General features: G+C 56.9%; 22 protein-coding genes. 5 read left to right on the forward strand and 17 right to left on the reverse strand.

The window, feature by feature from the left end; genetic code table 11:
* Window positions 1-153 precede the first annotated feature (153 nt).
* The 7 genes from ACO0LO_RS19490 to ACO0LO_RS19520 form a co-directional block, all read right to left on the reverse strand.
* Window positions 154-435: a MafI family immunity protein gene (locus ACO0LO_RS19490; protein WP_422966484.1), complete on the reverse strand. Its 282-nt coding sequence runs from the start codon at window positions 433-435 to the stop codon at window positions 154-156.
* Window positions 436-513: 78 nt separating this feature from the next.
* On the reverse strand, window positions 514-840 hold the full coding sequence (locus tag ACO0LO_RS19495) for a DUF6984 family protein (RefSeq protein WP_422966486.1): 327 nt from the start codon (window positions 838-840) through the stop codon (window positions 514-516).
* Between the two features lie 161 nt (window positions 841-1,001).
* Window positions 1,002-1,640: a hypothetical protein gene (locus tag ACO0LO_RS19500; protein ID WP_422966488.1), complete on the reverse strand. Its 639-nt coding sequence runs from the start codon at window positions 1,638-1,640 to the stop codon at window positions 1,002-1,004.
* Window positions 1,641-1,690: 50 nt separating this feature from the next.
* The gene (locus tag ACO0LO_RS19505) at window positions 1,691-2,272 is read right to left on the reverse strand and encodes a hypothetical protein (protein WP_422966490.1); all 582 of its coding nucleotides are present in this window, start codon (window positions 2,270-2,272) and stop codon (window positions 1,691-1,693) included.
* A 184-nt stretch (window positions 2,273-2,456) separates the two neighbouring features.
* Window positions 2,457-2,687 (reverse strand): DUF3658 domain-containing protein, encoded by a 231-nt coding sequence (locus ACO0LO_RS19510; RefSeq protein ID WP_422966492.1) that lies wholly within the window; start codon window positions 2,685-2,687, stop codon window positions 2,457-2,459.
* Window positions 2,688-2,811: 124 nt separating this feature from the next.
* Window positions 2,812-3,222, reverse strand: a complete 411-nt coding sequence (locus ACO0LO_RS19515) for a hypothetical protein (protein ID WP_422966494.1) — start codon at window positions 3,220-3,222, stop codon at window positions 2,812-2,814.
* Window positions 3,223-3,765: 543 nt separating this feature from the next.
* Window positions 3,766-4,197 carry a hypothetical protein gene (locus tag ACO0LO_RS19520; RefSeq protein WP_422966496.1) on the reverse strand — a complete coding sequence of 144 codons (432 nt, stop codon included), beginning with the start codon at window positions 4,195-4,197 and terminating at the stop codon, window positions 3,766-3,768.
* 454 nt (window positions 4,198-4,651) lie between these two features.
* Between ACO0LO_RS19520 and ACO0LO_RS19525 the strand changes: the two genes are divergently transcribed.
* Window positions 4,652-5,050: a VOC family protein gene (locus tag ACO0LO_RS19525; RefSeq protein WP_422966498.1), complete on the forward strand. Its 399-nt coding sequence runs from the start codon at window positions 4,652-4,654 to the stop codon at window positions 5,048-5,050.
* A 57-nt stretch (window positions 5,051-5,107) separates the two neighbouring features.
* Here ACO0LO_RS19525 and ACO0LO_RS19530 read toward each other — a convergent pair whose 3' ends face one another.
* The 3 genes from ACO0LO_RS19530 to ACO0LO_RS19540 form a co-directional block, all read right to left on the reverse strand.
* Window positions 5,108-6,124, reverse strand: a complete 1,017-nt coding sequence (locus ACO0LO_RS19530; RefSeq protein WP_422966499.1) for an SDR family oxidoreductase — start codon at window positions 6,122-6,124, stop codon at window positions 5,108-5,110.
* A 165-nt stretch (window positions 6,125-6,289) separates the two neighbouring features.
* Complete coding sequence (locus ACO0LO_RS19535; RefSeq protein ID WP_422966501.1) at window positions 6,290-7,171, reverse strand: hypothetical protein; 882 nt, start codon at window positions 7,169-7,171, stop codon at window positions 6,290-6,292.
* Between the two features lie 201 nt (window positions 7,172-7,372).
* Window positions 7,373-9,067: a thiamine pyrophosphate-binding protein gene (locus ACO0LO_RS19540; RefSeq protein WP_422966502.1), complete on the reverse strand. Its 1,695-nt coding sequence runs from the start codon at window positions 9,065-9,067 to the stop codon at window positions 7,373-7,375.
* A gap of 375 nt (window positions 9,068-9,442) precedes the next feature.
* On the opposite strand from ACO0LO_RS19540, the gene ACO0LO_RS19545 reads away from it, so the two are divergent.
* The gene (locus ACO0LO_RS19545) at window positions 9,443-9,763 is read left to right on the forward strand and encodes a hypothetical protein (RefSeq protein WP_422966504.1); all 321 of its coding nucleotides are present in this window, start codon (window positions 9,443-9,445) and stop codon (window positions 9,761-9,763) included.
* 106 nt (window positions 9,764-9,869) lie between these two features.
* Here the strand turns inward: ACO0LO_RS19545 and ACO0LO_RS19550 are convergent, their stop codons facing one another.
* Together ACO0LO_RS19550 and ACO0LO_RS19555 are read right to left on the reverse strand one after the other, a co-directional pair.
* Complete coding sequence (locus ACO0LO_RS19550; RefSeq protein ID WP_422966505.1) at window positions 9,870-10,199, reverse strand: plasmid stabilization protein; 330 nt, start codon at window positions 10,197-10,199, stop codon at window positions 9,870-9,872.
* A gap of 158 nt (window positions 10,200-10,357) precedes the next feature.
* Window positions 10,358-11,215 carry a GNAT family N-acetyltransferase gene (locus ACO0LO_RS19555; RefSeq protein WP_422966507.1) on the reverse strand — a complete coding sequence of 286 codons (858 nt, stop codon included), beginning with the start codon at window positions 11,213-11,215 and terminating at the stop codon, window positions 10,358-10,360.
* Between the two features lie 136 nt (window positions 11,216-11,351).
* Between ACO0LO_RS19555 and ACO0LO_RS19560 the strand changes: the two genes are divergently transcribed.
* Complete coding sequence (locus ACO0LO_RS19560) at window positions 11,352-11,948, forward strand: sigma-70 family RNA polymerase sigma factor (protein ID WP_422966509.1); 597 nt, start codon at window positions 11,352-11,354, stop codon at window positions 11,946-11,948.
* The gene (locus tag ACO0LO_RS19565; protein WP_422966511.1) at window positions 11,945-13,093 is read left to right on the forward strand and encodes a hypothetical protein; all 1,149 of its coding nucleotides are present in this window, start codon (window positions 11,945-11,947) and stop codon (window positions 13,091-13,093) included. Before ACO0LO_RS19560 ends, ACO0LO_RS19565 begins: the two co-directional genes overlap by 4 nt.
* 65 nt (window positions 13,094-13,158) lie before the next feature.
* Here the strand turns inward: ACO0LO_RS19565 and ACO0LO_RS19570 are convergent, their stop codons facing one another.
* Both ACO0LO_RS19570 and ACO0LO_RS19575 read right to left on the reverse strand, forming a co-directional pair.
* A complete protein-coding gene (locus ACO0LO_RS19570; RefSeq protein WP_422966513.1) occupies window positions 13,159-16,125 on the reverse strand; it encodes a VIT domain-containing protein in 2,967 nt (988 codons plus the stop codon).
* Between the two features lie 79 nt (window positions 16,126-16,204).
* Entirely contained in the window at window positions 16,205-17,422 is a 1,218-nt protein-coding gene (locus ACO0LO_RS19575; RefSeq protein WP_422966515.1) for an MFS transporter, read from the reverse strand.
* A gap of 174 nt (window positions 17,423-17,596) precedes the next feature.
* Here ACO0LO_RS19575 and ACO0LO_RS19580 point away from each other — a divergent pair, with 174 nt between their 5' ends.
* On the forward strand, window positions 17,597-19,339 hold the full coding sequence (locus ACO0LO_RS19580; protein WP_422966517.1) for an SgrR family transcriptional regulator: 1,743 nt from the start codon (window positions 17,597-17,599) through the stop codon (window positions 19,337-19,339).
* Window positions 19,340-19,366: 27 nt separating this feature from the next.
* Here the strand turns inward: ACO0LO_RS19580 and ACO0LO_RS19585 are convergent, their stop codons facing one another.
* The 3 genes from ACO0LO_RS19585 to copC all read right to left on the reverse strand — a co-directional run bounded on the left by ACO0LO_RS19585 (window position 19,367) and on the right by copC (window position 23,137).
* Entirely contained in the window at window positions 19,367-21,439 is a 2,073-nt protein-coding gene (locus ACO0LO_RS19585) for a TonB-dependent receptor (protein WP_422966519.1), read from the reverse strand.
* A gap of 374 nt (window positions 21,440-21,813) precedes the next feature.
* Complete coding sequence (locus ACO0LO_RS19590) at window positions 21,814-22,770, reverse strand: CopD family protein (protein WP_422966521.1); 957 nt, start codon at window positions 22,768-22,770, stop codon at window positions 21,814-21,816.
* 1 nt (window position 22,771) lies between these two features.
* Window positions 22,772-23,137: a copper homeostasis periplasmic binding protein CopC gene (copC, locus tag ACO0LO_RS19595; RefSeq protein WP_422966523.1), complete on the reverse strand. Its 366-nt coding sequence runs from the start codon at window positions 23,135-23,137 to the stop codon at window positions 22,772-22,774.
* Window positions 23,138-23,580: the final 443 nt, after the last annotated feature.

The raw sequence follows: 23,580 nt of genomic DNA on the forward strand, positions 1-23,580 counted from the left end.
GGTCCTTCGCGCTTCGCAATAGTGGACATTCAAAAAATTCGAATTCCTCTGCTAGAGGTATTCCGATAAGCTATTTATTCACGATGTCTCTAACTGTTCCAAAAATATTTGGCCATCGTCCAAGTCTTTTACATCGTAAGCACTGACTTAGTTCTAAGAAGCTTCTATAACCATAGACCGAAGCAATTGAAGCCTTTCGTCGTTGGCAAGCGACATCATTTCGTATGCTTTTTCGAATTCGCTGAACTGAGAGGATGATATCTTCTGGTCGCACTCGTCAAGCCAATCAATAATGAATTCAAGCGCAAGAAGCCATTCGTCGTAGCGAAGAATATATTCAAGTGCCGCTTTTTTTTGTGCTGTGTTAAGCAAATCGAGCACGCCAAGCGCGGCGGTCTCGCATTGCAAAATTATATTTTCTCGCTTCACAGGCATTGTTAATTACCTAGAGATTCTTTACTAGTTCAGAGATAGTTCTAACCGTCCGCTCCTAGCTGGTTGAAGGCCGAATGCTCAAGTCTCCGCCGCCTTAATCTCAGTAAACTCAGGCCAGCTACACAGTGGAGTGAAGTCCATCTTCCATATGTCAACTTCGAAAGGAGCGTCGCTCTCATCGAGATTCAGAACTGCTGAAACTAATACCCCATCGGCATCCTTGAACTCACAAGCTGCGACGGTGACCGCATATCGAGCAGCTTCACCCCCATCAGTAAATTTCAAAGAACCCATTCCACCATCGTCCATGACCTTTACATATAGTTGAGCTGGATTTTCCTGCCGCCCGGATGCTTCAAATAGGAACCGGACCACGGGTAATTCATGCGGATAAATTAATCTCATACAACCTCATGTGAGTGGGTAAGGTCCGCTTTCGGCTCGTCAGAGACCGTCGCCTGCCGCGATATTCTCATGAACGGTTTAAGCGAGGGTATACAGCATTAAATAGTAGGCGTTTTAGAACGACTGCTCTTGGCCGATTTGGGGCATTGTGCAACCGGTTATTACTTAACAACGACAGCCTGCAAGAATTCAAGCAATGGCGCAAATTCTGGGCGTTCCTTGCCGACTTTTGAAATGTGAATATCAAACCATTGGCCATCAACGTATGCACTGGCAAGCAGATTTGTCTGGTTGATTGGTGTGCCCTGTGGATGGTCTATAAAGAATTGGGCTATTTTGAATTGCCCGTCATCTGACTTCTGGAGTTCCTTGGCATCTTTGTACTGTGAGTTCTTGAGCGCAGTTTCCAGGCAGGTATCCGATGACTGGCACACGTTGGTCTTGTCTATGTAAACCGAAAAGAACAATTTACGGCGCTCACTGGAAAACATATAGTACACAGCAGTGTCACCTGGCCTAAGCTGTTCCCTGGTCAACGTCCAGTCTTCGCGGGGCATGACTATTCCGCGCACGCTACCGGGAATGGATAAGCGGCGTTCCGTTGGTGTGTCTTTCACGTCGGCCATTGCGGCGGTGTTAAAAAAAATGAGAGTAACTACAAAAAAATGACGGAAGGCGGTAAGGAAACTCATCGGAACCTTTCTCGGGTGTTGCATAACATGCGAACGGGAATTTAACTTCAAATTCGGTGGAATCACACACAGTCTTGCATCCACGACTAACTGACTATCCTTGGCCATTTTTTGCTAGCCTTTATCTTTAACCTATCCTTAGTAAGGACACCTCCTGGTCACTTAACGCCAAGCGGTTCAGCGCGTATCTTGGCGTTGAGATTCATAGGACCGCTTTTCAATAATGGCTCCACTTCCTCAAAGGGCTTCCGTTCTTTCCAATTTCGGATGACTTCAGTTAAAACCCTGGTTGCTTCTTCCTTTGCCGGCCCGGTCGGTCCGCCACCGCGCGCCTCTTCTTGAAGCATTCCTTTTAGATTTCCAAGTTGTTCGCAATCTCGAAAATTGGTGATGGCGCCTGCAGCATCACGCTCCACACGCCCTGGCCAGTAGGCATCAATGATGCCATGAAGGATTAGGGCGAGGCTCTTCATTGATTCCCTCTCATCATTTTTCGATAGTGCGTCAAGAGCAGATTGCCAGCGCATTCCTGATACGACAATATAGGCGTCCGCGAAGTCGCTGCGATTGAACCTATTTCCTTCGAGGAGCGTTGAAGGAACGCATATGTGATTGAACACCCATTGCGACTGCGAATTATTGAGCGCCGTCGCAATCGTTAATGCATTGGCTGTTGGTTCCTGTGCAAATGCAACGCAGGGAATAATCGTTGCCGTCAGTGTGAGCAGTAACCTTCGCATATTAGCGGGCCTAGCCTGAGAGTAATGGAGAGAGTTTTTCTATCATGGCGCAAGCGCATATTTACGAGACCCGCCACGCAACATTACCATCCTGACACGGAAACGTTGTCAATGCAACATCAAATTGAGGCGATGGACGAAGGTCCGCTTGTGGCCGACTTGCGACGGCCCCTTGACTATATATCTACGCCCGCCGAATTTCACTCCTCAGCCAGTTCTCTAGGTTTCCTTGGGAAACAAGGAGACCAGACTCCGCCAGGGCTTCTATGCGTGCTTGTACAACCAAACCAAGCTCGTCAAGTTTCAAAATTTCAGCATTGAATGCCTCCAGTACCACAGCTATCACCCGCGCAACCTTCTTCCAATGTGCGCCTACCTCTGAAAGGATAAGGGCATCAATTTTTTCGCTATCCAAAGTGTGTCTGCCTAATGTGCTTAAATTTTGAAAGAATAAATCCTTAACCTTCGACCGTCTGGTTTTGGCCGGCTGCTGGCTGTCACCTAAAAATTTCTTGTATTTACAAAATGACGGCTCTGAATTATTTAAGTACGTCTAAAAACGCGAAATCACGGGCAGCTTCAAGTCGTTGAATAACGTCCGCAAATTCATTTTCACTAACTCCGGCATCAATAAATGCGTACTGCTGAGAAGAATCTACCGGGGTAATGTCGAATTTTTCTCCGAACTCGTCTTCGATTACAGAATGCGCGACAAATCTAGCAAAGCACAAACCATCTAGGGGGATATAAAACCAACCTCTTATTGCCCTCGCTTTGCTAGAATTGAGGACCCAAGTATCCACATTCTCATGGCAGCGTTTTGGCTGCGGCTCCCATTCGCCAATGCTCACGCTTGCAGGACGAACGATATACGCCTCGCTCACTTTAGAGAACAGTGTCTTTCCATATTCTGCTATCTTATTTGTTGGCGGCTCGCAATATTGAAACATCGTATACCTTTGTTTTTGAAGGCACTTCCGAATGACCTTTTTTGCCGACTCCCGCCGGACTAGAAAATTCCTCAGATGCTATGCTTTCATATATATGGGCTCAACATCGTGTAGTACACGAATTATTCCACACTCGATAAAAAATTGGCCCCTTGAATCTTCCAAGCAGCAAAGGCCGTCATCACTTTCATGGAACGTAAAATCAAGGTTGTCCCACGCTGTAAACATTTCCATCCGCGTGCATGCATTGCATATCAAATGCAAATTTTCCCTCCTACCCGACCAAGTAATCCGAATCGTGAGCTGACTCAGTGACACCGAGTATTCCCAAATAGTTGCAATTGCTCCGCGCGATAGCTCAATAGTCCTACAGAGTTCATTGATGCGGTCATCGGACATCATATTTTTCTAGCGATGCTGGGCATTAAATACTTGTAGTAGATACGTGGTCGTAGTTGCATTTTTTTCATGGTGGTTATATTTATTAACAGGAAGTCTGGACGTTAGCACCTGGCCGATTAGGGCCAAATATATCTGTGAAATCTACTGCGGTTCTGAAACGGACCATGCCGCAACAATTTCCTGATGCAGAATATCCACCGTACCGTTTATGTCGTCGCAAGCAAGGTATGGAATGGAAAGCGCATTAAATTGATGCTTGTATTCCGAAATTTTCTGCATTACCAGCATCGACGATACGACTGAAATGCTTTCTCCTCGCACCATCGCAATGGCCGTAGGAAACACTATTTCCACGAGTGGATGAAGAACCCTCGCTGACCATTCTGCTAAAAGAATCTCAAGACATTCCGCAGTTGCAGTACTTGAGTTAGGCGGTCTGCAAATTTCGTGCAGCACCATGAACGCTGCGTTAGGCGAAACTCCTGTGCCAAGTTCAATAAGGTCACAGCACCTTTGCTTATCCTCATAGGGGAGTCGGCAGTCGACTACTTCGATAAACTCGGTTTCCGTCATATTAGCGACTATCCTGGCATATAAACATTAGCAAAGCAAATCGACTAGAGGGCATATTCGAGTGACCGCTATTAGCCGGTCACAGCCATACTTTATAAAAGCGCCCACTAGAATCTCGCACATTCAGGGAGGCGCCATGAACACCCCCTTGGTCGAAACAGAAGACGTGCTTGAACTGACAGCGCAGACTGACGCATAATTGCCCTTGCCTTGCCGCTCTGATTGTCAGTTTAACAAATTTGATGTTGTGTTTGCAATATTTTCGCTGCAGTATCTTAAGTAGCTTCGATTCAGCGCATTTTTTAACAACGGCCTGAGATAAACCGAAACCGTTATCGGCTAAAAGCTAGCTTGGAGGAGAATATTTTTCTGAAAGCGTGTCGATTTTGTGCGCCGCCATCCGTCGTAGAGATGAAGCACCGATTGCCCATTCCACCTTAACCAAGGAAACGCGATGAACAAACAGATCATTCTCAACTTGCCAGTGAAGGACCTGAATAAGTCCAAGGCCTTCTTTTCCGCGCTCGGCTTTACTTTCAGTGACCGATTTAGCGGCGAGAACGCCGCATTCATGAACATCGTTGGCGACACCATCCAGGCCATGCTGACGATCGAGCCTTTCTTTCAGTCCCTGATCGACAAGCCCGTCGTGCAGGCGAAGGAAGCCAATGAAGTTGTCATCTGCCTGAGTTGCGAAAGCCGGGAGGAAGTCGACACCCTCATCGCCAAGGCGGTCGCTGCTGGCGGCCGCACGCCGCACCCACCAGAGGACCACGGCTTCATGTATGACCAGGGTTTCGAGGACATTGATGGCCACCTGTGGAACTTGGTCTGGGCGGCGCCAGAGGCCTAAGCGCGGACCACAGCGCAAATTCATCCTGCATCACGCATATCCTGATGACATGCGTGCCTAAGCGCTGACGCTGCCCGTGACAGGCAATACGATGCCGGTGATATAGCTGGAGCAGATCGATGAAGCCAGGAATACATAGGCTGGCGACAGTTCCTCCGGCTGCGCGGGCCTGTGCATGTCCACCCCGGTGCCGAATTTGGCGATGTCCTCTCCGGATTTATCTGCAGGGTTCAGCGGCGTCCATACCGGCCCCGGCGCAATGGCGTTGACGCGTATGCCCTTGGGCAAAAGATTGGATGCCAGCGATTTGGTGAAGGCATGGATGGCGCCCTTGGTGGCAGAGTAATCCAGCAGGCTCTTTTCACCTTCCAGCCCGGTTACCGATCCAGTGTTGATGATGGAGGCGCCTCTCTTCAAATGCGGGACGGCGGCCTTCACCATGTGGAAATAGCCGTACACATTGGTCTTCATCGTTTCGTCGAAGCGTTCTTCGCTTAGGTCCAGGATGGAATCGGCATGCTCCTGGAAGCCGGCGTTGTTGACCAGCACATCCAGCTTGCCAAACTTGTCCACGGCTTTCTTGACAGCAGATGTGCAAAAAGCAGCGTCCTTGACGTCGCCTGGAATCAGCAAGCATTTGCGGCCTTCGGCCTCCACATGCATCTGCGTCTTTTTTGCATCGTCATGCTCGTCCAGATAGATAATCGCCACGTCTGCACCCTCGCGCGCAAACAATACGGCCACAGCGCGGCCTATGCCGGAATCACCGCCGGTGACGATGGCGACCGCATCTTTCAATTTGTTGCTGCCCTTGTAGGCCAGAGCAAGGAACTGCGGCTGTAATTCCATCTCCGATTCATGCGCCGGTTTTTCAAGGTGTTGCGCGGGCATCGGCGGCGCAGGACGTGTGATGTCGCTGGTCTGCATCGCTTTTTCCTCGCTGTCTCCTTTGGCCTGCGGTTTTTCCTTGTCCCTGTTGTCCTGCTCGCGCTGGAATTCGCGCTGCTTGCCGGCGGTGTTCTGTGCGCCGGCGTTTTCCTGTTTGGTTCCGGATTCGGATGTTGACATGGCCATCTCCTTCATCTGCGAGTGATATTTTTGGGTAGAGGCACCGGTGCGCCGCCGGTCAGGCGGCCTGTTGCATCGCATAAAAATTGCGAGAAAATTTCAGTGCAATGCGGTAGCAGGATGGCAGCCATCGCCACGCGCTAGCCACCATCTTGCTACACAGCCCCTACGCTATTTGGATTTGCCGTGGCTGGCGTCCGGTCCTGTTCCGCTGCTGCCCGATGCTGAAGCGGTGGCCGATCCCTTCGCCTGCTCCTGCTGCTGACCGGTTGCAGCCGCTGCACCTGTTTCCGAGCCCTGGGCTTGCTGGCTGGAACGGCTATTGCGCCAAGTGCCGAATTCATCGGAAAACTTCTGGTAACGTTCCTTGCGCCAGTCGTTGTAGTCGTTGTCCAGGTTGCGGATCTGCTCGTCACGCCATTGATGGTAGTCAGCGTCAAACCGGCCCTGGTGATTCTGGCCGGGGCTGTATTGGCCGTATTGCTGGCCGTGTTGCTGGCCAGACTCGCCATAGCCGGCGCCGTAATCGCGGCCGCTGCTGCCATACCCTTGGCCGCTGTTGCTGTAGGCCTGGCCGCTGCCGCGCTGACCTTGGCCATATTGCCGGTCGGAAGACCCATAGGCGCCGTATGGCTCGTACTCGCGGCCACCATTGTTGCCGCCGGCGTTGTTCCCGCTGTTCCGTCCCGCATTGCGCTCCAGCCAGTCGCCGCGGCCATAAGGCTGGCCGAAGTAGCGGCTGTCGTCGCTCTGGCCGCTGGTTTCGCGGCTGCGCTCGCCGTACAGGTCGTCGTCGGCAGCATAGCTGGTATCGAAATCGTCATTCGGCGAAAAGCTGCGGGCGGTCCTTTGCGATGGCGACGAATAATTGCCGGAACGTGAACCCTGGCTGTTGTCGCCGCGTTCGCTGTAACGGTCACTATCGTTTTCAGCCCAGTTGCCGCCACGCCCCTGGCTGGAACGCTCATTGCGGTCGCCACGGCCGGAGCGGCCGTCGTTCTGATTGTTCTGGTTGTTCTGATAGGAACCTGCATGTTCGTTTTTGTTTCTCATCTCTATCTCCTCAAGAATCTTGTGTCACGGCGTGACAAAGCTACTCATTGCCCGGCGGCGCCTGAAAGCGGCCAATGACCGGCACGGCCCTCACGAGGCGCCGACGAAGTGCCGTATCAGTCTAGTCAGATGCCCGTGGCGAACGTATAGGAAGAGACCGATGCTGGTGTAAGAATCCGCTGTCGGCGGGTGCAGCGCAAATCAGCGCCGACCTATCGACAGCAAGGCTTCTTTCACACGCGCCAGGCCGAAGCGCCATACCTGTTCCGCCTTGATGTGCGGCATCGTGGGCAATTCGGCGGGGTCGATGAACACATTCAGTATGGCCGGGCCGGGAGCCTGCAACAGCTGCTGCAGGCCGCTGTCCAGTTCCGAAGGTTTTTTCACAGTGAAACCGTGTGCGCCGCAGGCCTGTGCATAGGCGGCGAAATCAATGTTCGGGAATTCGCTGCCTTTGTAGGCAGGCAATCCGGCCTCTTCCATCTCCAGATGCACCAGCCCCCACTCCTTGTTGTTGAAAACAATCACCTTGACCGGCAAGCGGTGTTCGACGCTGGTCATGAATTCGCCCAGCAGCATCGTAAAGCCGCCGTCGCCCACGCATACGACGACCTGCCTGTCGCGGTTCAATACCTGCACGCCATTCGCCTGGCCCAGGCTGGTGCCGACTGCCGCATTGTTGAAAGACGCGAGGATGCGCTGCTGGCCGCTCTGGCGCAACCAGTTGCCACACCACAGCGTGACAATGCCGGTATCGATGATGACCGTGGCGTCATTGTCCAGCTTGTCGCTGACGGCGCGCACGACTGCTTCGGGGTTGATGAGTTCGGACTCGTCCTTCAGCACGGCACGCTTGTCCAGCATCGTGCTCCATTTTTCACGGTCTGCAGTGACCTTGCCCAGGAAGCTGTTGTCCTCTCTTTGCGGTACCTGCAGCAACAGTTGCGAAAGCGTCGGCCCGACGGAACCCTTGATGCCCAGCTTGACGCCGGTGCGGCGACCCAGGATTTCGGCGCGGGTATCTATCTGGATCACATTGCCATGCTCGGGCAAGAACTCGGTGTACGGATAATCGGAACCCAGCATCAGCACCAGATCCGCATTCTTCAGCGCATCCACGCCAGGCGCGCCGCCTATCAGGCCCACGCCGCCTATCCATAGCGGATGCGAGTAAGCCACCATGTCCTTGGCGCGGAAGGTGTGCATGACCGGCGCATTCAGCCGCTCCGCCAGTTGCAGCACCAGCCGTATTGCCGAACGGCAGCCGTCACCGGCGAAGATGGCGATGTTCTTGGCGCCCTGTATCAGCTGGGCGGCTTCGGCCACATCGGCTACTGCCGCAGCCGTTTCCGACGTAGGCCGCAAGGTCGGCAGGCTCAGTATCCTGCCCTTGGTCACGGCGCTGAAGACTTCCGGCGGGATGTTCAGATGCGATACGCCGCGCATGCCGTAGGCATTGGCAATGGCCTGGTGAAATACATGGGCGGCCTGCTCGGGGCTGGCCAGTGTCTGCGTGTACACGGCCACGTCGCGGAAGAGCAGGTCGGGCGTATTCTCCTGCAAATAATCGTTGCCGCGCTGCGTGGCGGGAACGCCGCCCGAAATCGCCAGCACCGGTGCATGGTCCTTGTGGGCTTCATACAGCCCGGCAATCAGGTGGTTGGCGCCGGGACCGGTAGTGCCGCAGCACACGGCAAGTTCTCCCGTCAGCTTAGCCTGGCCGGCGGCGGCCAGCGCGGCGCCCTCCTCGTGGCGCACGCCTATCCACTGAATGTCGCGCTGCTTGCGGATGGCTTCCGTCAGCGGATTCAGCGCATCGCCGACGACGCCGAATACATGGCGCACCCCGACCTGGTGCAGGGTTTCTACCAAAAGCTCCGCAACGGTTTTCGACATTCTGTTCTCCTTGATCAATGTAGCCGCAGCCTCGCTGCAGGATTGGAGAAATCATGTTAAGAGGGCAACCACCGCAACTCTATGCGCTAGCGCACACTGTTATGGAAGAATCCATACAGAAATGTAGCCCAGCGAACAGACTGTCCTACGCAGATGCAATAAGCTGGGCGACGAATATGCAGTGGATGTGGGCTGAAAACAGGGGGAATAGCCGCAAAAAAAGACTAATTCGTAGGAAGGCTCCCACTCATGTGCATCGCCCAGGCGTCCAGCGCTGCTGCGTGTCGGCTGTCACGTTGGAATGCAGGCGAAGGCTAAGATAAACCGTATGCGCTCTATGAAATGCAAACAATTTCCAAGCAATGAAGGAACGCCATGCAACTAGGAATTCGCAATTATTTTGTGTATATGTCTTTTCCGCCGACCGAGGTTGTTGATTTCGACAAGCTCAATGCGGTGTTCTTCAAGCATGCGTTTCGCAGCAGCGTGCGGGTGGGTAAAGAACTATACGAACTGCCAGTCGGCGTGTACCGTATATCGTCGGAAGAAATGTCCATTGCCGAAGTGTTGCAGCTGGTGACGCGCTGTGTGGAAGGCATCGTCAAAAGTATGGAGATTCTGGTGGTGGAAGGATTGAAATTCCAGGGCATGGGGCTTAAGGCGATTGCCCGTAAAAGCATTAATTTAGCAATTTAGTACGGCTATTCAGCCGGCGACTCTAACAATATCAACAACGCTGACAACTCAGCACCGATTAACACTTCGGCGCTGAATTCAATCGTTTCTGCCGTCACCACATACATTATTTTTTATTTACCGCAGCCTCCAGTTGCTCCTTGTTCATGGCGGAGCGCCCTTTGATGCCCTTGTCTTTTGCTTCGTTATACAACTGCGCGTAGGTGCGGCCCGCAGCGCCCGCATGTGAGCGCTTGCCGCCACGGTGCGAAGCGGATACATCTTGGACACTGGATTTGCTGGCGGTTTTGGATTCTCCATGCTGGGCGCGCTCTTTGTTGACAGTGCGCGCAGCAATCTCTTCCGCGCGGCCAGTGCTGCCGCCCCTCTCCTTGACGCTTTCCTTGATATGCTGATACTGGCGTTCGCGTTTGTTGCTCCATGTATTTTGGGGCATGCGGTTCTCCTTGTATTTTTCGGCTGGGAATGAGAGTAGATCAGACTTTTTTTTCAAAAAAACTCATATAGCCCATCTACTCCATCAGCTTAGGACAGGTGGATGCGAATGCGGATAAGACAAGAACATACTGGCTTGTAGGATTTGAAGAATGACGATTAACCCTGAACCGCATTATGCAGGGGCCGCACAAACGTCGACTTCGTATACGCCAGTTCAAAACCTGCCCTTAGCGCATTGCGCGCACTGACGTTGGACGGGCGGGCCGTAATACTGGCCAGTGCAAACCCTTCCCTTTGAGCATCCAGCAGCCTCGCCTGCAACAGGGCCTGCTGTATGCCGCGCCCGCGGTATGCCGGCAAGGTGCTGGCGATATACAGGTGTGCGACCGCCGTGCCCTCCGGCTCGATAAGGCCGAGGCCTGCGGAGCCCGCGACATTGCCGTCCACGATCGCAAGGTATAAACGCGTATCGCTGCGCGCCATGGCGATCCTTGCCAGCGCTTCCAGTAACGCCAGCGGCCGTTGCTGCATCTGTACAGAAAAACCGGCAACGCAGGCATTAAAAAATTCTGCTGCATTTTCAGCAGTGACATGCACGATTTCCACGCCGGATGCCGGATGGAAAGCTGCCCCCGCATCATCCAGGCTTTTAATATAGGTGTTGCTGAACGCATTGACGCTATAGCCGCGAGCAGCCAACAGCTTCAATGCCTCAGCATCGGCATACGGACAGACATCGATTTCAGTTGCCAGGCCGTGCGCCGCATACGCGGCTTCCAGCGCAGCCAACTCATCCAGACTTGCAGAAGCGCCCAATCCGAAGCCGGTCACATGGTTTAGCTTGCGGCCGAAAGCGCCGATGGTCAGCGCCGCCATGCCACCCGCAATTGCAATAGTCCGAGCCCTCTGCCCTGGATACAGTTCGGCATAGGTTTCCACCTGCCGCGCCAGATGCTGCGCTTCGGCGCGCTCCAGGCGTTGTGCCAGTTGCGGAGTGATAAAGATAGCTGCCATAAGAGAACAAAGGAAAAGGGGAAATTCGAAGTTGAAAATCAATGACAAGGACCGATTCTAGCATTGCAGCATGAGGCAGCCAGCCCGCCATCAAACCGGCATTGTCCGTTGGGGCCAAGTCCGTTAAACTCAGCGTATGCTTACCCAACTCTCCGACGAATCCCTGATGTCGCTTTATTGCGAAGGCGATTTGCTGGCTTTCAAGGAACTGTACCGGCGGCATAGCCAGGGCCTGTACCGCTTCCTGGCATGGCGCTCGCCGCGCAGGGAATGGGTGGATGAAATCGCCCAGGATAGCTGGACCGGGCTGCACCATGCGCGCGAGCGCTACCGCGCGAAGGCGGGTTTCCGCACTTACCTGTACCAGATTGCGCGCAACCGCCTGATCGATTTGTTGCGGCAACAGCAGATCACGCTGGCAAGCGAACTCGGGCAGGCAGCAGACGGCAGCGATGTGTTTGAACAGATCGCCGACCATAGCAATGAAGAATTGCCGCCCGACGCCCTGCTGGAAAACAAGCAGCAGATTGCCGGCCTGTACGCCGCAGTAAGCGCGCTGCCCGGCGAACAGAAGGAAGCGCTGGTATTGCAGCAGTTCAGCGGCATGAGCCTGGATGAGATCGCACAGTTGACCGGCGTGCCGGCAGAAACAGTAAAAAGCCGGCTGCGCTATGCCATGCGCAAATTGCGGCAGCTACTGGTACCCGCGCTTGCGCAGGAGGAACAGGCATGAGTAATACAGAATATCAGCATGGCCGCGAAGACGCGGAACTGGAAGACTTGCTGCAAGGCCGGGGCGAACTCGCGTCGCACTTGCAAAACTTGCCGCAGCAAACGCCGCCACCGGAGCTGGACGCCGCCATCTTTGCACAGGTGGAAGCGGCATTGCGCGAAGGCAAACCCCAGCAACCGGCACCGGCTGCTGCCAATGACGCCCATATTCCCGAAGCAAGGCCCGCGCCGCTGCCCGTGCGCAAGCAGCCCTGGTGGCGCGGTGCGCCGCTGGCGACTGCCGCCAGCGTGGCAATTGTCGGATTCCTGGGCCTGCAATGGCGGCACCAGCTGGAGCTGGATGTGCCGGTGCCTGGCCCTTCCATCCCTGCCGCGCCGGCCGTCCAGGCAGCGCAAGCGCCTGTTGCAGAACCCGGAGCAGCATCGGAAGCAGCGGTAAAAGCAGCAGAAAAAGAAACATCAGCAACATCAAGAGAAGCATCAAAAGAGCCTGCACGTGCGGCGGCAGATATACCGCCGCTTGCTGCGGCTCCTGCCCAGACTGTGAAGAAAAGTGCAGATCGTGCCGCTGCCGGCACCGCACCTGCGGCGGCACAAGCGGAGGCCGCGCCGCCGCCAGAACCGGCAGAAGGAAGCACTGCCAAACCGGGCATCTCCGGCCGGGTAGCGAGCTACAGCGACCTGCCGCAACCGAAAAAAGCCGAAACAGTGCAAGACGCGGGAATGCAGGCGCGCGCCATCGCCAATATCTCGCCAGCCCCGCCGGCTAATCCCGCGCCCGTACCTGCGCCTTCGCCTGTACCTGCGCCCGTAGCTTCGCCAGCACCAGCGCCCTTGCCTTCGGCGGTTGCCGTCGGACCGGCATTCGCCCCTGCACCTGCCCCGGCAGTGATAGCCTCGCCCGATTATTCACGGCGCAGCGCAGAGCCTCGCCTGAAGGCTTCGGTTGCCAAGCCGCTCCCCAATGGCCCGCTTACAGAAAAACAGGCGAGCAACGCCAGGGAGCAACTGAACCTGGTCGAGGAATTGCTGAAAGCCGGCCTGCGCAGCGATGCATTGAAAGAGTGGAACAAGTTCCGCAAGGCCTACCCGGACTATCCGGTGCCCGACACCGTCACTGAAAAAATCCGCGCACTGCAAGAGTAAAGCCGCACCGGCAAAACGCCGGGCGGCTTGCGGGCCCGCTCACTGCCGGCTGCTATCGGACGGCTTCACCAGCCCTTGGGCTTGACTTCAAATTCGCCGACGAATACCGTGTCTCCCCTGTCGCGCAGCCTTAGCGTGATCATTTGGTCCTTGGCGTCCGCGGTGCCGAAGCCGGTGGTCAGTTTCAGTTGCAAGGTCGTGGCGCCGGCGACGACCTGCTGGCGGTTGCCGTAGAAATTCGCCTGTATGCGGTATTTGCCGGGCTTGGCATTGCGCAGTGAAAATTCTTCCGGCCCATAACCCTGGGTCACATCAGCCGACATGTGGCCGCCCTGGCGGGTCAGTTGATGGCCGTAGTAGCATTTCTCGTTATTCGGGTCGGTTACCCACAGGTCCATGTCGCTGTTGTCGGCATCCCAGGTCATTACCGCACGCACGTCCAGCGGCAAGTTGCGCAGCAGGCGCGGATCGACGCGGCTGGTGTCCAGCCTGATCTTTTGCGTACCGGCCCTGGCGATGATGGCATTCAATTCGGCCAGTGAAATCATCTCTATGTCGCGGAACCGGCTGTCCCATTTGCGCATCACCACTTCATTCAGCTGGTCTATCGCCGCCTGGTATTGCTTGCCTGCCGCATAGGCCAGGCCAAGGTCACGCCAGGATTGCGGCTCTTCTTCGGCCAACTGCTGCACCTTGATGAAGACCGGGATCGCCAGTTCGGGCGCATTGGCCTCCAGCAGCCGGTAGCCCAGGATGCGCAGCACCTGGCGGTTTTCCAGATCCATTTCTGCGAGGTTGGACATCACCCGCAAACCCAGGTCGCGCTTTCCTTTTTCAAACAGCATGTCTGCCGCATCGAGGAAGAAGGCGCTGCTGTTGGCGTAGCTGGGCTTTTCATCCAGATAGATCGCGTAGATGGTATCGGCGCTGGCGGCCTTCATGCGCGCGATATAGGGGGCGTCGGAAGTCCATTTCTTGAGTGCGATGCCAATGCTGCTGGCCAGGGAACCGGCCTCCGCCTTCTTCAGGCTGCCGGCGGCTTTTTCTGATGCGACATCTGCTGCCTGTGTTCGTCGGGATTCGGCCCGTGCCATCATCGGCGCGGCGGCAGGCGCTGGCATAGGTACCGGGATAGGGGCCGGCATCATTCTCGGTATCGGCAAGGGATTTGGCGCGCCCGGCATCTGGTCGGCAAAGGGTTTTTCAGCGACATCGTTTTTGGGGAAAGGCGTATCCCACCATTGCTGCTTCAGCAGGAATTGCTGCACCACGCTGTCCAGGTGCTTGTCGCGCTCCTGCTGCAACTGCTTGCCACGCAGGGCTTTCATCATGCCGTAGGCTTTCTGGTAATTTTCTGGCGGCGTGATGTCGTAGCGTGCATAGTCCTCCAGGCTTTCCAGCACGATTAGCGAGGTCTCGCGGCTGGGAATGCCGAATTGCTGGCCCAGGCGGCGGATTTCGGCGCGCTGGTTGTCGTAATCAGCTTCCAGCGCATGCAGGCGGTAGCTGGCCCACAGATAGGCCGCCAATGGATGCGCGGGCGACTTTGCCGATACCGGTATCGGCAGCAGCCTTTGCCGACCGTTTTGCGATATTGTCAGCTGCAGCTGCGCTTCAGGGTTTTGCAGTATGCCGGCCACGCGCAGCACGCCGTTGCGCGCCTCCACGGACTCCAGTTGCAGACGCGTGGCGCCAGTGGCGCTGATGCCGGTGACGCGGGTTCCCTCCGTCAGCAGTTCCTTTGCCGCGGCGCCCGGCAATTGCGGCGATACCTGTATCAGCTTGCCGCCGCTGCGTTCCGCCAGGGCGGCCAGCCTGCCGGTATCGGCTACCGGCGAGGAGTTCAGCGCATACAGGCGCTGGCTGGCTGCCAGCACCGGTGCAGGTCCGTTGCCGTAGTTGTTCAGGCCATCGCTGACCAGCAGGTATTCGCCGACATCGGCCTGCGGCTGCCAGCTATTCAGTGCGCTGGCGCCGTCATAGACGGTGGCTTGCAAGGCAGCGCGCAAGGCGCTCCAGTTGCCGTTGCTGATCTTGTACACTTCCCTGGCTTCCGGCCGGTCGCGCAAACGGGTCAGCCTGACTTCGGCCTTGCCCACAGCCTTGAAATAGGCATCCAGTTCATTCAGTTCCGCATCCAGCGCGCGATTGGCGCCGGAGCCTGAGCTATCCCACAGCAGGCCGATTACCGTGGGCAGGCTGCGCCTGGCCGCTGCCGCTGATTCTCCGGTTACGGGGATTTCGGTAATGAAGTAGGAATTGCCGTCGCGCTCCTGTATCGCAGTTTCGGCTTGCATCGTGGCGGGCAACAGCAGATCCAGCGTGCCTGCGGGCGTATAGCGGTTCCTGCTGAGGCTAGCCTGGTAACCGTCCATGCTACGCTCAAACCGGATGTCTGCCGCCGCGCCGATGGCGCCCATGCTGCCGTTGACCTGGGGTGCGTCGGCAGCACCGTGCAGTTTCAGCGTCATGCGAAAGTCTTTCAGGCTCTGGCCGGCTGCAAACGCCAGCGGCAGGCGATACCGCAGGCTGGCGCCTTGCGGCGACAATGACTCCATATAAGTAAACTGCACGGTACGCGTGCCGCCCGGCGGGATGGGATAGATGCGCAGCTTGAAATTATTGCCCTGCGTTGCCTCCAGCAAGCCAGGATCTACCCTGCGCCGTTCTATGGCCTCGAACACCTGCCGGCCCTTGGCTTTTTCCACCGGCACGGCCGGACGCAGCGTGCCGTCCATGTCTAGTGCAAAGCCAATGATCTGCTGGCCGTCCTGCAGCGGAAATTGCAGGTTGCCCTCCAGCTGACGCGGATTGGGGTTGAAAAACACCATTTCCACCGTGGTTTCCGCCATCCGGCCGTTGATATCGGCTGTCAGCTGCAGGCTTTGCAGCTGAATAGGCTGTTCACCGTTAATCGTTGTCATCAGGCTGCCGCCGCCGGTGGGCGATAGCGCATGGGCGGATATGCCCGTCACCGCCGCTGCAATGGCGAACAAAGTGGAAACAATACCCCGTGAAATAGGCTGCAACATGGAATCCTCCGTAAAGTCAGGCCAGACGGCTTGTTCACTTAAACGGAAGGAACTGACAAACGGGGTTAAAAAAGCCGATTTATTTTACGGCGGCAGAAAACAGCACCGCCGGCCTGCTGCGCCCGCCCGCATAGTACATCGCCGCCCCTCCCGTTGCTGCCGCGATCAGCGCGATAAACATCGCCGACGGCGCAGAATGGGTCAGCAGCATGCCGCATACCAGCGGGGCCAGTGCATCGCCCAGCGTACACAGGTTCTGCACGCCGTAATAACTACCTTTTTGCGCTGCCGGCGCGATAGTGTCGATAAACAGGTATTCGGCCGGAATCACGATGACCTCGCCCAGCGTGAACAGCAGCATGGAAAATATCCACACCGGCAACGTATCGGCGAACATGAATCCCGTGAGGCCGGCGACAAACATCAAGGAACCGCCGCCTATCCAGCGCATCAGATTGCCGGCATGGATAAATTTACTCAGCGGATATTGCAGCACGACTACGCCGACAGCATTGGTCGTGATTAAATACGGAATCAGCGCCGAGGCCTGTGCCTCCCCCTGCGACACCATCAGGTATTGCGACAGGTAGATCGCAAAACGGCCGTAGACAAATGCGCTGAGCAGGCTGCCCATGGTGAACAACCGAAGCTGGCGATCAGTCTTCAGCAGCCGCAGTGTGCCGCCAAAACCGAGCCTGGCCCCTGAATTCGCGGCATCGCCGCCCGGTGGCATTGCCTGGCTGCCCTGCGCGCGCGGCGCCGCGCGCGACGACAGCACAGCAAACGCGGCGGAAATATAGAAAGGCCATGCCTCGCCAAAACCCAGCACCAGGCTGCCCAGCAAGGGGCCGACTGCAAACCCCAGGTTGATCAATATGTAATTGAGCGAGAATGCCCGGCCACGCTGTTCCACGGGCAGCAGTTCTGCCAACAGGGCTTTCAGTGCGATGCTGCGCAATGTCATTGCCGCATCGGTACAGGCCAGCACCAGTACGACGGCGATGGCGCTGCTGACCCAGGTAAACGTAAGCGATAGTATAAAAACAGCCGCTACCGCCAGCGCCATCAGCCGGTGCTTGTTGAACCTGTCTGCCAGGTAGCCTGCGTACAGCCCGAATGCCGTGGCCATCATCAGCGCCGCGCACAGCAGCATGCCTGTCTGTTGCTGGTCTAGCCCCATGCGGCGTGTCAGGAAAATCGCCATGAAAGGAATTGCGGCCGCACGGCCCACCATCAACACGAAGGAGCTGAGCAGCAGGCGACGGGCGGATGGCGGCAACGGTTTCGCGTGGTTCATACACTGGTCCTTGGTGGTCCTAGGTGCTTCTTGGTGATAGTGAGCGGGTCAGCCTTGACATCAAAAGGCTGCTTCAGCCGGTATGGACAGTATGCAAAGGAAAGAGGAAAATAAAAATGGACAGAATCCAATAATAAATTTCCTCTTTTATCCGGGCCCCGGGCCCGCTCTGCCATGCGACTGATAGACCAATACCGCCGCCTGCACGCGCTGCTGCAAGGGCAAGACGAACAGCCCGGCTTGCCTGCGCTGGCGCAAGGGCTGCATTGCAGCGAACGCAATGTGCGCATCCTGCTGGGCAAAATGCAGCAGCAGGGCTGGCTGCGCTGGGAGGCCGCACGCGGGCGTGGACACCTGTCGCGCCTTAGCTTGCTGCAAACCCCGCAGACAGCGGCGATGGAACACTTGTCGGGCCTGCTGGAAGAAGGCGAACTGGAGCAGGCTTTCGACAGTCTGGACCACAGCCAGCGGCAGCGGCTGGTGGAACGTCTGCCGGAATTCCTGGGATTAATGGATGGAGACAACACGCAATTGCGCATGTCGCTGTATCGCGCGGTGCAAAGCCTGGACCCGCTGGACGTCACAAGCCGGCTGGAAGCGCACCTGGTGCGGCAGATATTTGCAAGGCTGACCGAGTTCGACCCTGTCTCCCGGCAGATCGTCCCGGCACTGGCGCACCACTGGGAATGCGCCGACGGCGGCAGCACCTGGCATTTCTGGCTGCGGCCCGGGCTGATATTCCATGACGGCACACCGCTGCAGCGGGAAGATGTGCGGCAAACGCTGCTGCGGCTGCGCGATACGCCGTTCTATTACCAGCCACTGTACAAGAACCTGCAGTCGGTGGAGCTGGATGGCGGGGATGGGCGTGACGCCGGTGTTGGGGCCGGCTCCAGGATCAGCTGCAAGCTGGCACAGCCGGATTACCTTTGGCCGCACCGGCTGGCGACGGCCAATGCGTCCATCGTGCCGCGCGCCAGGAAAAATGATTTCGGCCGGATGCCGGTCGGCAGCGGCCCTTTCAAACTGGTGCGCAACAATGAATACCGCATCACGCTGCAAGCCTTCAAGGAGTATTACCGGGAACGCGCGCTGCTGGACCAGGTAGACCTGTGGATGATGGCGCCGCCAGCCGGCGCAGAACCCTTCGACCTGCAGTTCGGCCATAGCGACACGACAATGCTGGACACAACAGGCAAGGCCAGGGATGTATTGTCGCAATCACAGGCGGGCTGCACCTACCTGGTCTGCAACAGCCGCCGCCCGGCCTTTGCGAAGGCGGAACAGAGACTGGCGCTGGCGGACTGGCTAGCGCCCACCAACCTGATCGCCGCCGGAGACGTGCAGCGCAGGCCGGCCGCAGGCATACTGTCAGCCTGGAAGCATAGGGTCGCGGAAAGCCGCAAGCGCTACACCCGCCTGCAAGGCAAGCAGCTGACGCTGGTCGCCTGGAACACGCAGGAGATGATGAAGCTGGCCGCCGCCGTCATCGCCAGGCTAGAGAAAGCCGGCGCCAGCGTCCGCCTGGTGACGCTGCCCAACGCGCCGGCCGGCAGCGACTGGCAGCAGCACGCCGACCTGATGCTGGAAAACGAGATTATCAACGCCGACGAGGATTTCGGCTGCTACGAATGGTTTGCCGCGGACAATGTGATACGCCAATGGATGTCAGATGAATGCGATGCGGTAGTGGAGCAGCAACTGACGGCGATACAGGCGATGCCGCTCAGCACGCGGCGCATGGCTGCGTATGAAGAATTGGGCAGGCAACTGGTGCAGCAAGGCTGGATCATTCCCATTCTGCACGAGCATCAGCAAATCCAGGCAGCGCCGCATGTGGCCGGCCTGCGTGCAACGCCGCTGGGCTTTGCCTCTTTCAGCGAGCTATGGATACGGGGCCAGGGGCCGGGCGGCTGATCTGCCGCCCGGCGGAGTGGATGCGCATTAAAATTGATGCGCCAGCGTCAGCCGGAGCGTACGCGGCTCCACCGGATGAAAATGAATGTCGTTGACGCCGTCCGCGGATTCTCCGCTGAGGCGGGACTGGTAATAGTAGTCTATATCGCTGGCCTGCCGGTTGAACAGGTTGAAGACGTCCAGCGTCAGCTTCGTAGTGGCAGCCAGCTTGTAGCCGACGCGCGCATACGCCAGCGTGGTGGAAGTGGAACGCACGCTGTTGTCTTCTATCAGCGGACGCGGACCAAAATAACGCAGCTCCAGGCCGCCGTACCAGCGGCCGATATCGGTGACGGTAACGCCGAAAGACGCCACCTTGTCCAGCGAACCGGGAATATAGTCGCCGACGGCATCATGCTGGGTGTAACGCGAGCGGGACGCGGCCAGGTCCAGGTCGAACAGCAGCCATGGCGCGGCAATGTAATGATTGTTCCATTCCACGCCGGTGCGGCGGCTGGCGCGGCTGGGCTCGGTTTCGCCGGCATCGCCGACAAACACCAGCTCGGACGCGATATCCAGCCGCCACAGCGCCAGCGAACTTTGCAGCCCAGGCACAATCTCGGTACGCACGCCAAGCTCGCCGCCCCTGGTCTTGACCAGCGGCGTGACGGGGATGGAGGCGCCGCCATCCGGCAGGCGGGTCTGCGTGGTGCCGCGCGCATCGTTGCTGTGGAAGCCGCGGCCGTAGTTGATGAAGTATTCGGTCTTGTCCCAGGGGCCAAAGATCAGCGACAGCTTGGGTGACACGATGTAGTCCCTCACCTTGCCGGAATCGCCTTCTATGCTGCTGTTGACGTTGAAGCGATAAGTGTCGTAGCGGATGCCGGCAATGCTGCGGAACGTGGGCAGCCACTGTATCGTGTTCTCGGCGTAGAAGCCGGCGCTGGCTTCCCTGACGTTGTCCTGGCGGATGGTGGACGTGCGCTGCTGCGCGACGGTGTTATAGATGCCGACAGGCGACAGGGTATCGTAACGTGTTTGCAGCCCTATCTTGTTGCGCATGTCGAAGCCGCCAATGTCGGCCAGCCAGGTCTTGCTGAGGTTGACGCCGCCCATGCGGCGGTGCTCGCTCTGGTTGAACTGGTCGCCATCCGCAGGATTACCCAGGAAATAGGTAAAATTGCTGAACAGGTCCAGTGTGGACTGCACGATATAGGCATCCATTTCGACAATGGAATCCTGGCTGCGCTTGTGCATCGCATAGGACAGGCTGTAGCGCGACGTGGCGCCGCCGTCGGTGGGGTCGATTGCGCCGAAGCGGTCTATCAGGCCGGACTGCACTGCCCGCAGCGGGATCTGGTCGGTGGAATTCCAGTTATTCTTATAGGCCATCGCGGTGATGCTGAAACCATCTTCCTGCGTGCCCTGGCTATAACGCAAGGTAGCGCTGTATTTGCGTACTTTCTCCGGCGTATCCCACGGGCCGTTGTTGCGGTTGATTTCCAGCCCATACAGCAGGGTGCCGTTGAGTGCGGCAAGCGAATCCGCAAGCACCGCGCGCTGATAGCCGTAGCTGCCCAGGGAAAGGCTGGCAATACCGGCAGGCAGGCTGTCCGCCAGCCGGATGTGGGCGGCACCGGCGGAGGAAAAATCGCCCTCCTCGGCAAAATAGGTGCCCTTCTTGTAGTCGATGCGCTGCACCAGCTCGGGGATCAGGAAGTTGAGGTCGGAATAACCCTGGCCGTGCGCATGCGTGCGCATATTGACGGGCATGCCGTCCACATAGGTGGCGAAGTCGGTGCCGTGGTCCAGGTTGAAACCACGCAGGAAATACTGGTTGGCCTTGCCGTCTCCGCTATGCTGGGTAACGATCATGCCGGGCACAAATTCCAGCAACTCCCCGGTGCGCAACGCCGGGCGGCTGGCGATCAGGTTGGAGGTCACGGTGCCCTGGCTGGCGGCGTCCGACGTGCCGACGGCATTGTTGTAGTTGCCGACCACAGTGACCGTCTGTGCCGCCTCGGCCTCTTCCGCCTGAGAATGCATGCAAGTCAAACCCATGCCGGCAGCCAGCAGACTATTGCCTACGGCAAGGGCAAGATTTCTTTTTTTCAGCGGCATGCATGCTCCGTCATTATTATTATCGCTTTTGCCTTGCCTTGTAAGACAAATAATCAAATCATCACAAGCACGCTTAAAGCTATTTGCAAGAATTGCGCCAGAACAATCCCAACCAGATAAAGGGCCGATACATCGGCGTATCTTCACATCCTTATTACGTTAGATATTCGATATCGGATTCAATTGTTTTGATTCGGCTGTACGAGGCTTGTGCAAACCTTCACACCGGCAAGGAGTCCCCTGTTTTATCGGACAGCATCAATGGGGAGAGGACAGGGACGGCTCGCACGAGTCGGCGATGCCAGCCATATCGGCGATAGCGGTGACATCGGCGGGAATAGAAGAAAGATGTTTATCGAGTATCGGCGAGCCGCCTAAGCCATCATCGGGGGCGATGTAGCACTGAGTAAGGCGGCCAGGATCAGCGCCGATAACAGTACGAAGAATTCTATTCTCAGCACCAGCACAAATCGCCACAATGCAGGCAGGCTTGCGGCAGGATCGTGCAGTTGCGCCAGCAGCGAGGGCATGACAATGAAGCGGTTGACGCCTCCCAGCAATGCAGCAAGCAATACGGTTGCCAATTTCAGCAGCAACGTGTTTCCATAGGGATTCCCGCTCAGCTCGCCGAAGCTGGACAGGTTGTGCATGGAATTGAATATCCCGGTCAGCGCTATTCCGGCAACGGCGATGCTTGCCGAGGAGGACAGCGCCTGTAGATAGCGCGCGCAATCTGCCCGGCTCTGGCTATCCGCTCTCATGCCAGGAAAGGTCAGGAAACCGGCAATCGCCACCTCGCCAACCCACATGCTGATCAATGAAAGATGAAGCCAGTCGGCTAGCATGACCCATGTCAGGTTGCCGTCACCGGCAGCGTGGCTGCTCATGCTGCGCGTGTAGAAAAAGGCCAGGGCAAAAAGAATGCCGAGTTTTGCCGGAAGCCTGCCATTGCGGCGCCATAACAGCGACGCCGCGCCTGCCGCAAGCAGCAGGAATACCAAACCGCCCAGCCACGCGTGGCCGTACTGCGTATCGGCCAGCAAGGTAAGCACCGCCGGTCCGGCAGACATGGTATCCACCTCGGCCATCGCTGCCGCTTCCATCCAGATCAGTGCCGCGCTGGCCAATATCGCTGCAAGGACAGCGGCCAGCGCCGCTTTCCGCAAGCGGGGAAGATAGCCCGCGGTCCATGAGGAGCTGCTTCTCGCAGCCCAGGTGACAGACAGATTGGCGCCTACCGACACCGCCATTGCGAGATTGAGCGCTACCGTGAATGCGTGCTGCGCCGACGCCAGATTCAAACCCAGACCCAGACTCAAATCCAGCGGCATGCTATTTCACGCTGAATACGAATTCACCTTTTGTCTTGTGGCCGTCATGCGCCATTGCCGACCACTGTACATGGTATTCCCCCGCAGCCAGCGCAGGCGGCACAGCAGTGATGAGCTTGGGATTGTCCTTGCTGACTTCTTGCCGGCTCAGCGCGATTTCTGCATTGCCTGCACCGACCAGCCTGATCTTGGTGAATGCCGATTCCAGCGCTTCGTTGAACTGGAGGCGGATCTCCCTGGGCGCGGTGCTCAGCTGGCTGGCCGCTTTGGGCTCGGAATCTTCCAGTTTGGCGTGGGCCTGGGCCAAGGACACCGCTGAAACCAGCAATACAGCGGCGGTGATGGAAACGGCATGCTTGAAATTCATTACTTGCTCCTGTTAAGCCCTGAATATTACCGCGTTTTCTTCAAGGACATGCCCGCGAGAACTTTCGCCTAACTATTCAAGAATAAATTATTTTCTGATTTATTCATTTATGCATTTATTTAAATATTCATTCATGTATAATTCGTGCATCGGCAGCAAAGATGACCGCCGATAAAGAAGAAGAGCAGCCGCTATCGCCGCACACCCACATTAGACCTGCGTCATATCTGAACTATAAGGCTCATTGGTGGGGACGATAGCGGAGTGCTACCCAAATGCATTGTATGGATGCCGGCTTGCCCCAGCGGCAGACCGACCAGAGGTGTACATCGGTTCCACGCGTCTATAGCGCTGCGATAAAGAAGTGCCCAGCTTATCCACGGTGTGCTGGCAGCAGGAGAGCGACAGCCAATCGCTATACGGCTCCATGGGGGACATGGTAA

The organism is Undibacterium sp. TJN25 (genome assembly GCF_049339885.1).
Taxonomy (GTDB): Bacteria; Pseudomonadota; Gammaproteobacteria; order Burkholderiales; family Burkholderiaceae_D; genus Undibacterium.

Coding starts and splice junctions, on each gene's coding strand:
- ACO0LO_RS19490 (WP_422966484.1), bottom strand. CDS start 435: ATGCCTGTGAAGCGAGAAAATATAATTTTGCAATGCGAGACCGCCGCG.
- ACO0LO_RS19495 (WP_422966486.1), bottom strand. CDS start 840: ATGAGATTAATTTATCCGCATGAATTACCCGTGGTCCGGTTCCTATTT.
- ACO0LO_RS19500 (WP_422966488.1), bottom strand. CDS start 1,640: ATGGCCAAGGATAGTCAGTTAGTCGTGGATGCAAGACTGTGTGTGATT.
- ACO0LO_RS19505 (WP_422966490.1), bottom strand. CDS start 2,272: ATGCGAAGGTTACTGCTCACACTGACGGCAACGATTATTCCCTGCGTT.
- ACO0LO_RS19515 (WP_422966494.1), bottom strand. CDS start 3,222: ATGTTTCAATATTGCGAGCCGCCAACAAATAAGATAGCAGAATATGGA.
- ACO0LO_RS19520 (WP_422966496.1), bottom strand. CDS start 4,197: ATGACGGAAACCGAGTTTATCGAAGTAGTCGACTGCCGACTCCCCTAT.
- ACO0LO_RS19525 (WP_422966498.1), top strand. CDS start 4,652: ATGAACAAACAGATCATTCTCAACTTGCCAGTGAAGGACCTGAATAAG.
- ACO0LO_RS19530 (WP_422966499.1), bottom strand. CDS start 6,124: ATGGCCATGTCAACATCCGAATCCGGAACCAAACAGGAAAACGCCGGC.
- ACO0LO_RS19535 (WP_422966501.1), bottom strand. CDS start 7,171: ATGAGAAACAAAAACGAACATGCAGGTTCCTATCAGAACAACCAGAAC.
- ACO0LO_RS19540 (WP_422966502.1), bottom strand. CDS start 9,067: ATGTCGAAAACCGTTGCGGAGCTTTTGGTAGAAACCCTGCACCAGGTC.
- ACO0LO_RS19545 (WP_422966504.1), top strand. CDS start 9,443: ATGCAACTAGGAATTCGCAATTATTTTGTGTATATGTCTTTTCCGCCG.
- ACO0LO_RS19550 (WP_422966505.1), bottom strand. CDS start 10,199: ATGCCCCAAAATACATGGAGCAACAAACGCGAACGCCAGTATCAGCAT.
- ACO0LO_RS19555 (WP_422966507.1), bottom strand. CDS start 11,215: ATGGCAGCTATCTTTATCACTCCGCAACTGGCACAACGCCTGGAGCGC.
- ACO0LO_RS19560 (WP_422966509.1), top strand. CDS start 11,352: ATGCTTACCCAACTCTCCGACGAATCCCTGATGTCGCTTTATTGCGAA.
- ACO0LO_RS19565 (WP_422966511.1), top strand. CDS start 11,945: ATGAGTAATACAGAATATCAGCATGGCCGCGAAGACGCGGAACTGGAA.
- ACO0LO_RS19570 (WP_422966513.1), bottom strand. CDS start 16,125: ATGTTGCAGCCTATTTCACGGGGTATTGTTTCCACTTTGTTCGCCATT.
- ACO0LO_RS19575 (WP_422966515.1), bottom strand. CDS start 17,422: ATGAACCACGCGAAACCGTTGCCGCCATCCGCCCGTCGCCTGCTGCTC.
- ACO0LO_RS19580 (WP_422966517.1), top strand. CDS start 17,597: ATGCGACTGATAGACCAATACCGCCGCCTGCACGCGCTGCTGCAAGGG.
- ACO0LO_RS19585 (WP_422966519.1), bottom strand. CDS start 21,439: ATGCCGCTGAAAAAAAGAAATCTTGCCCTTGCCGTAGGCAATAGTCTG.
- ACO0LO_RS19590 (WP_422966521.1), bottom strand. CDS start 22,770: ATGCCGCTGGATTTGAGTCTGGGTCTGGGTTTGAATCTGGCGTCGGCG.
- copC (WP_422966523.1), bottom strand. CDS start 23,137: ATGAATTTCAAGCATGCCGTTTCCATCACCGCCGCTGTATTGCTGGTT.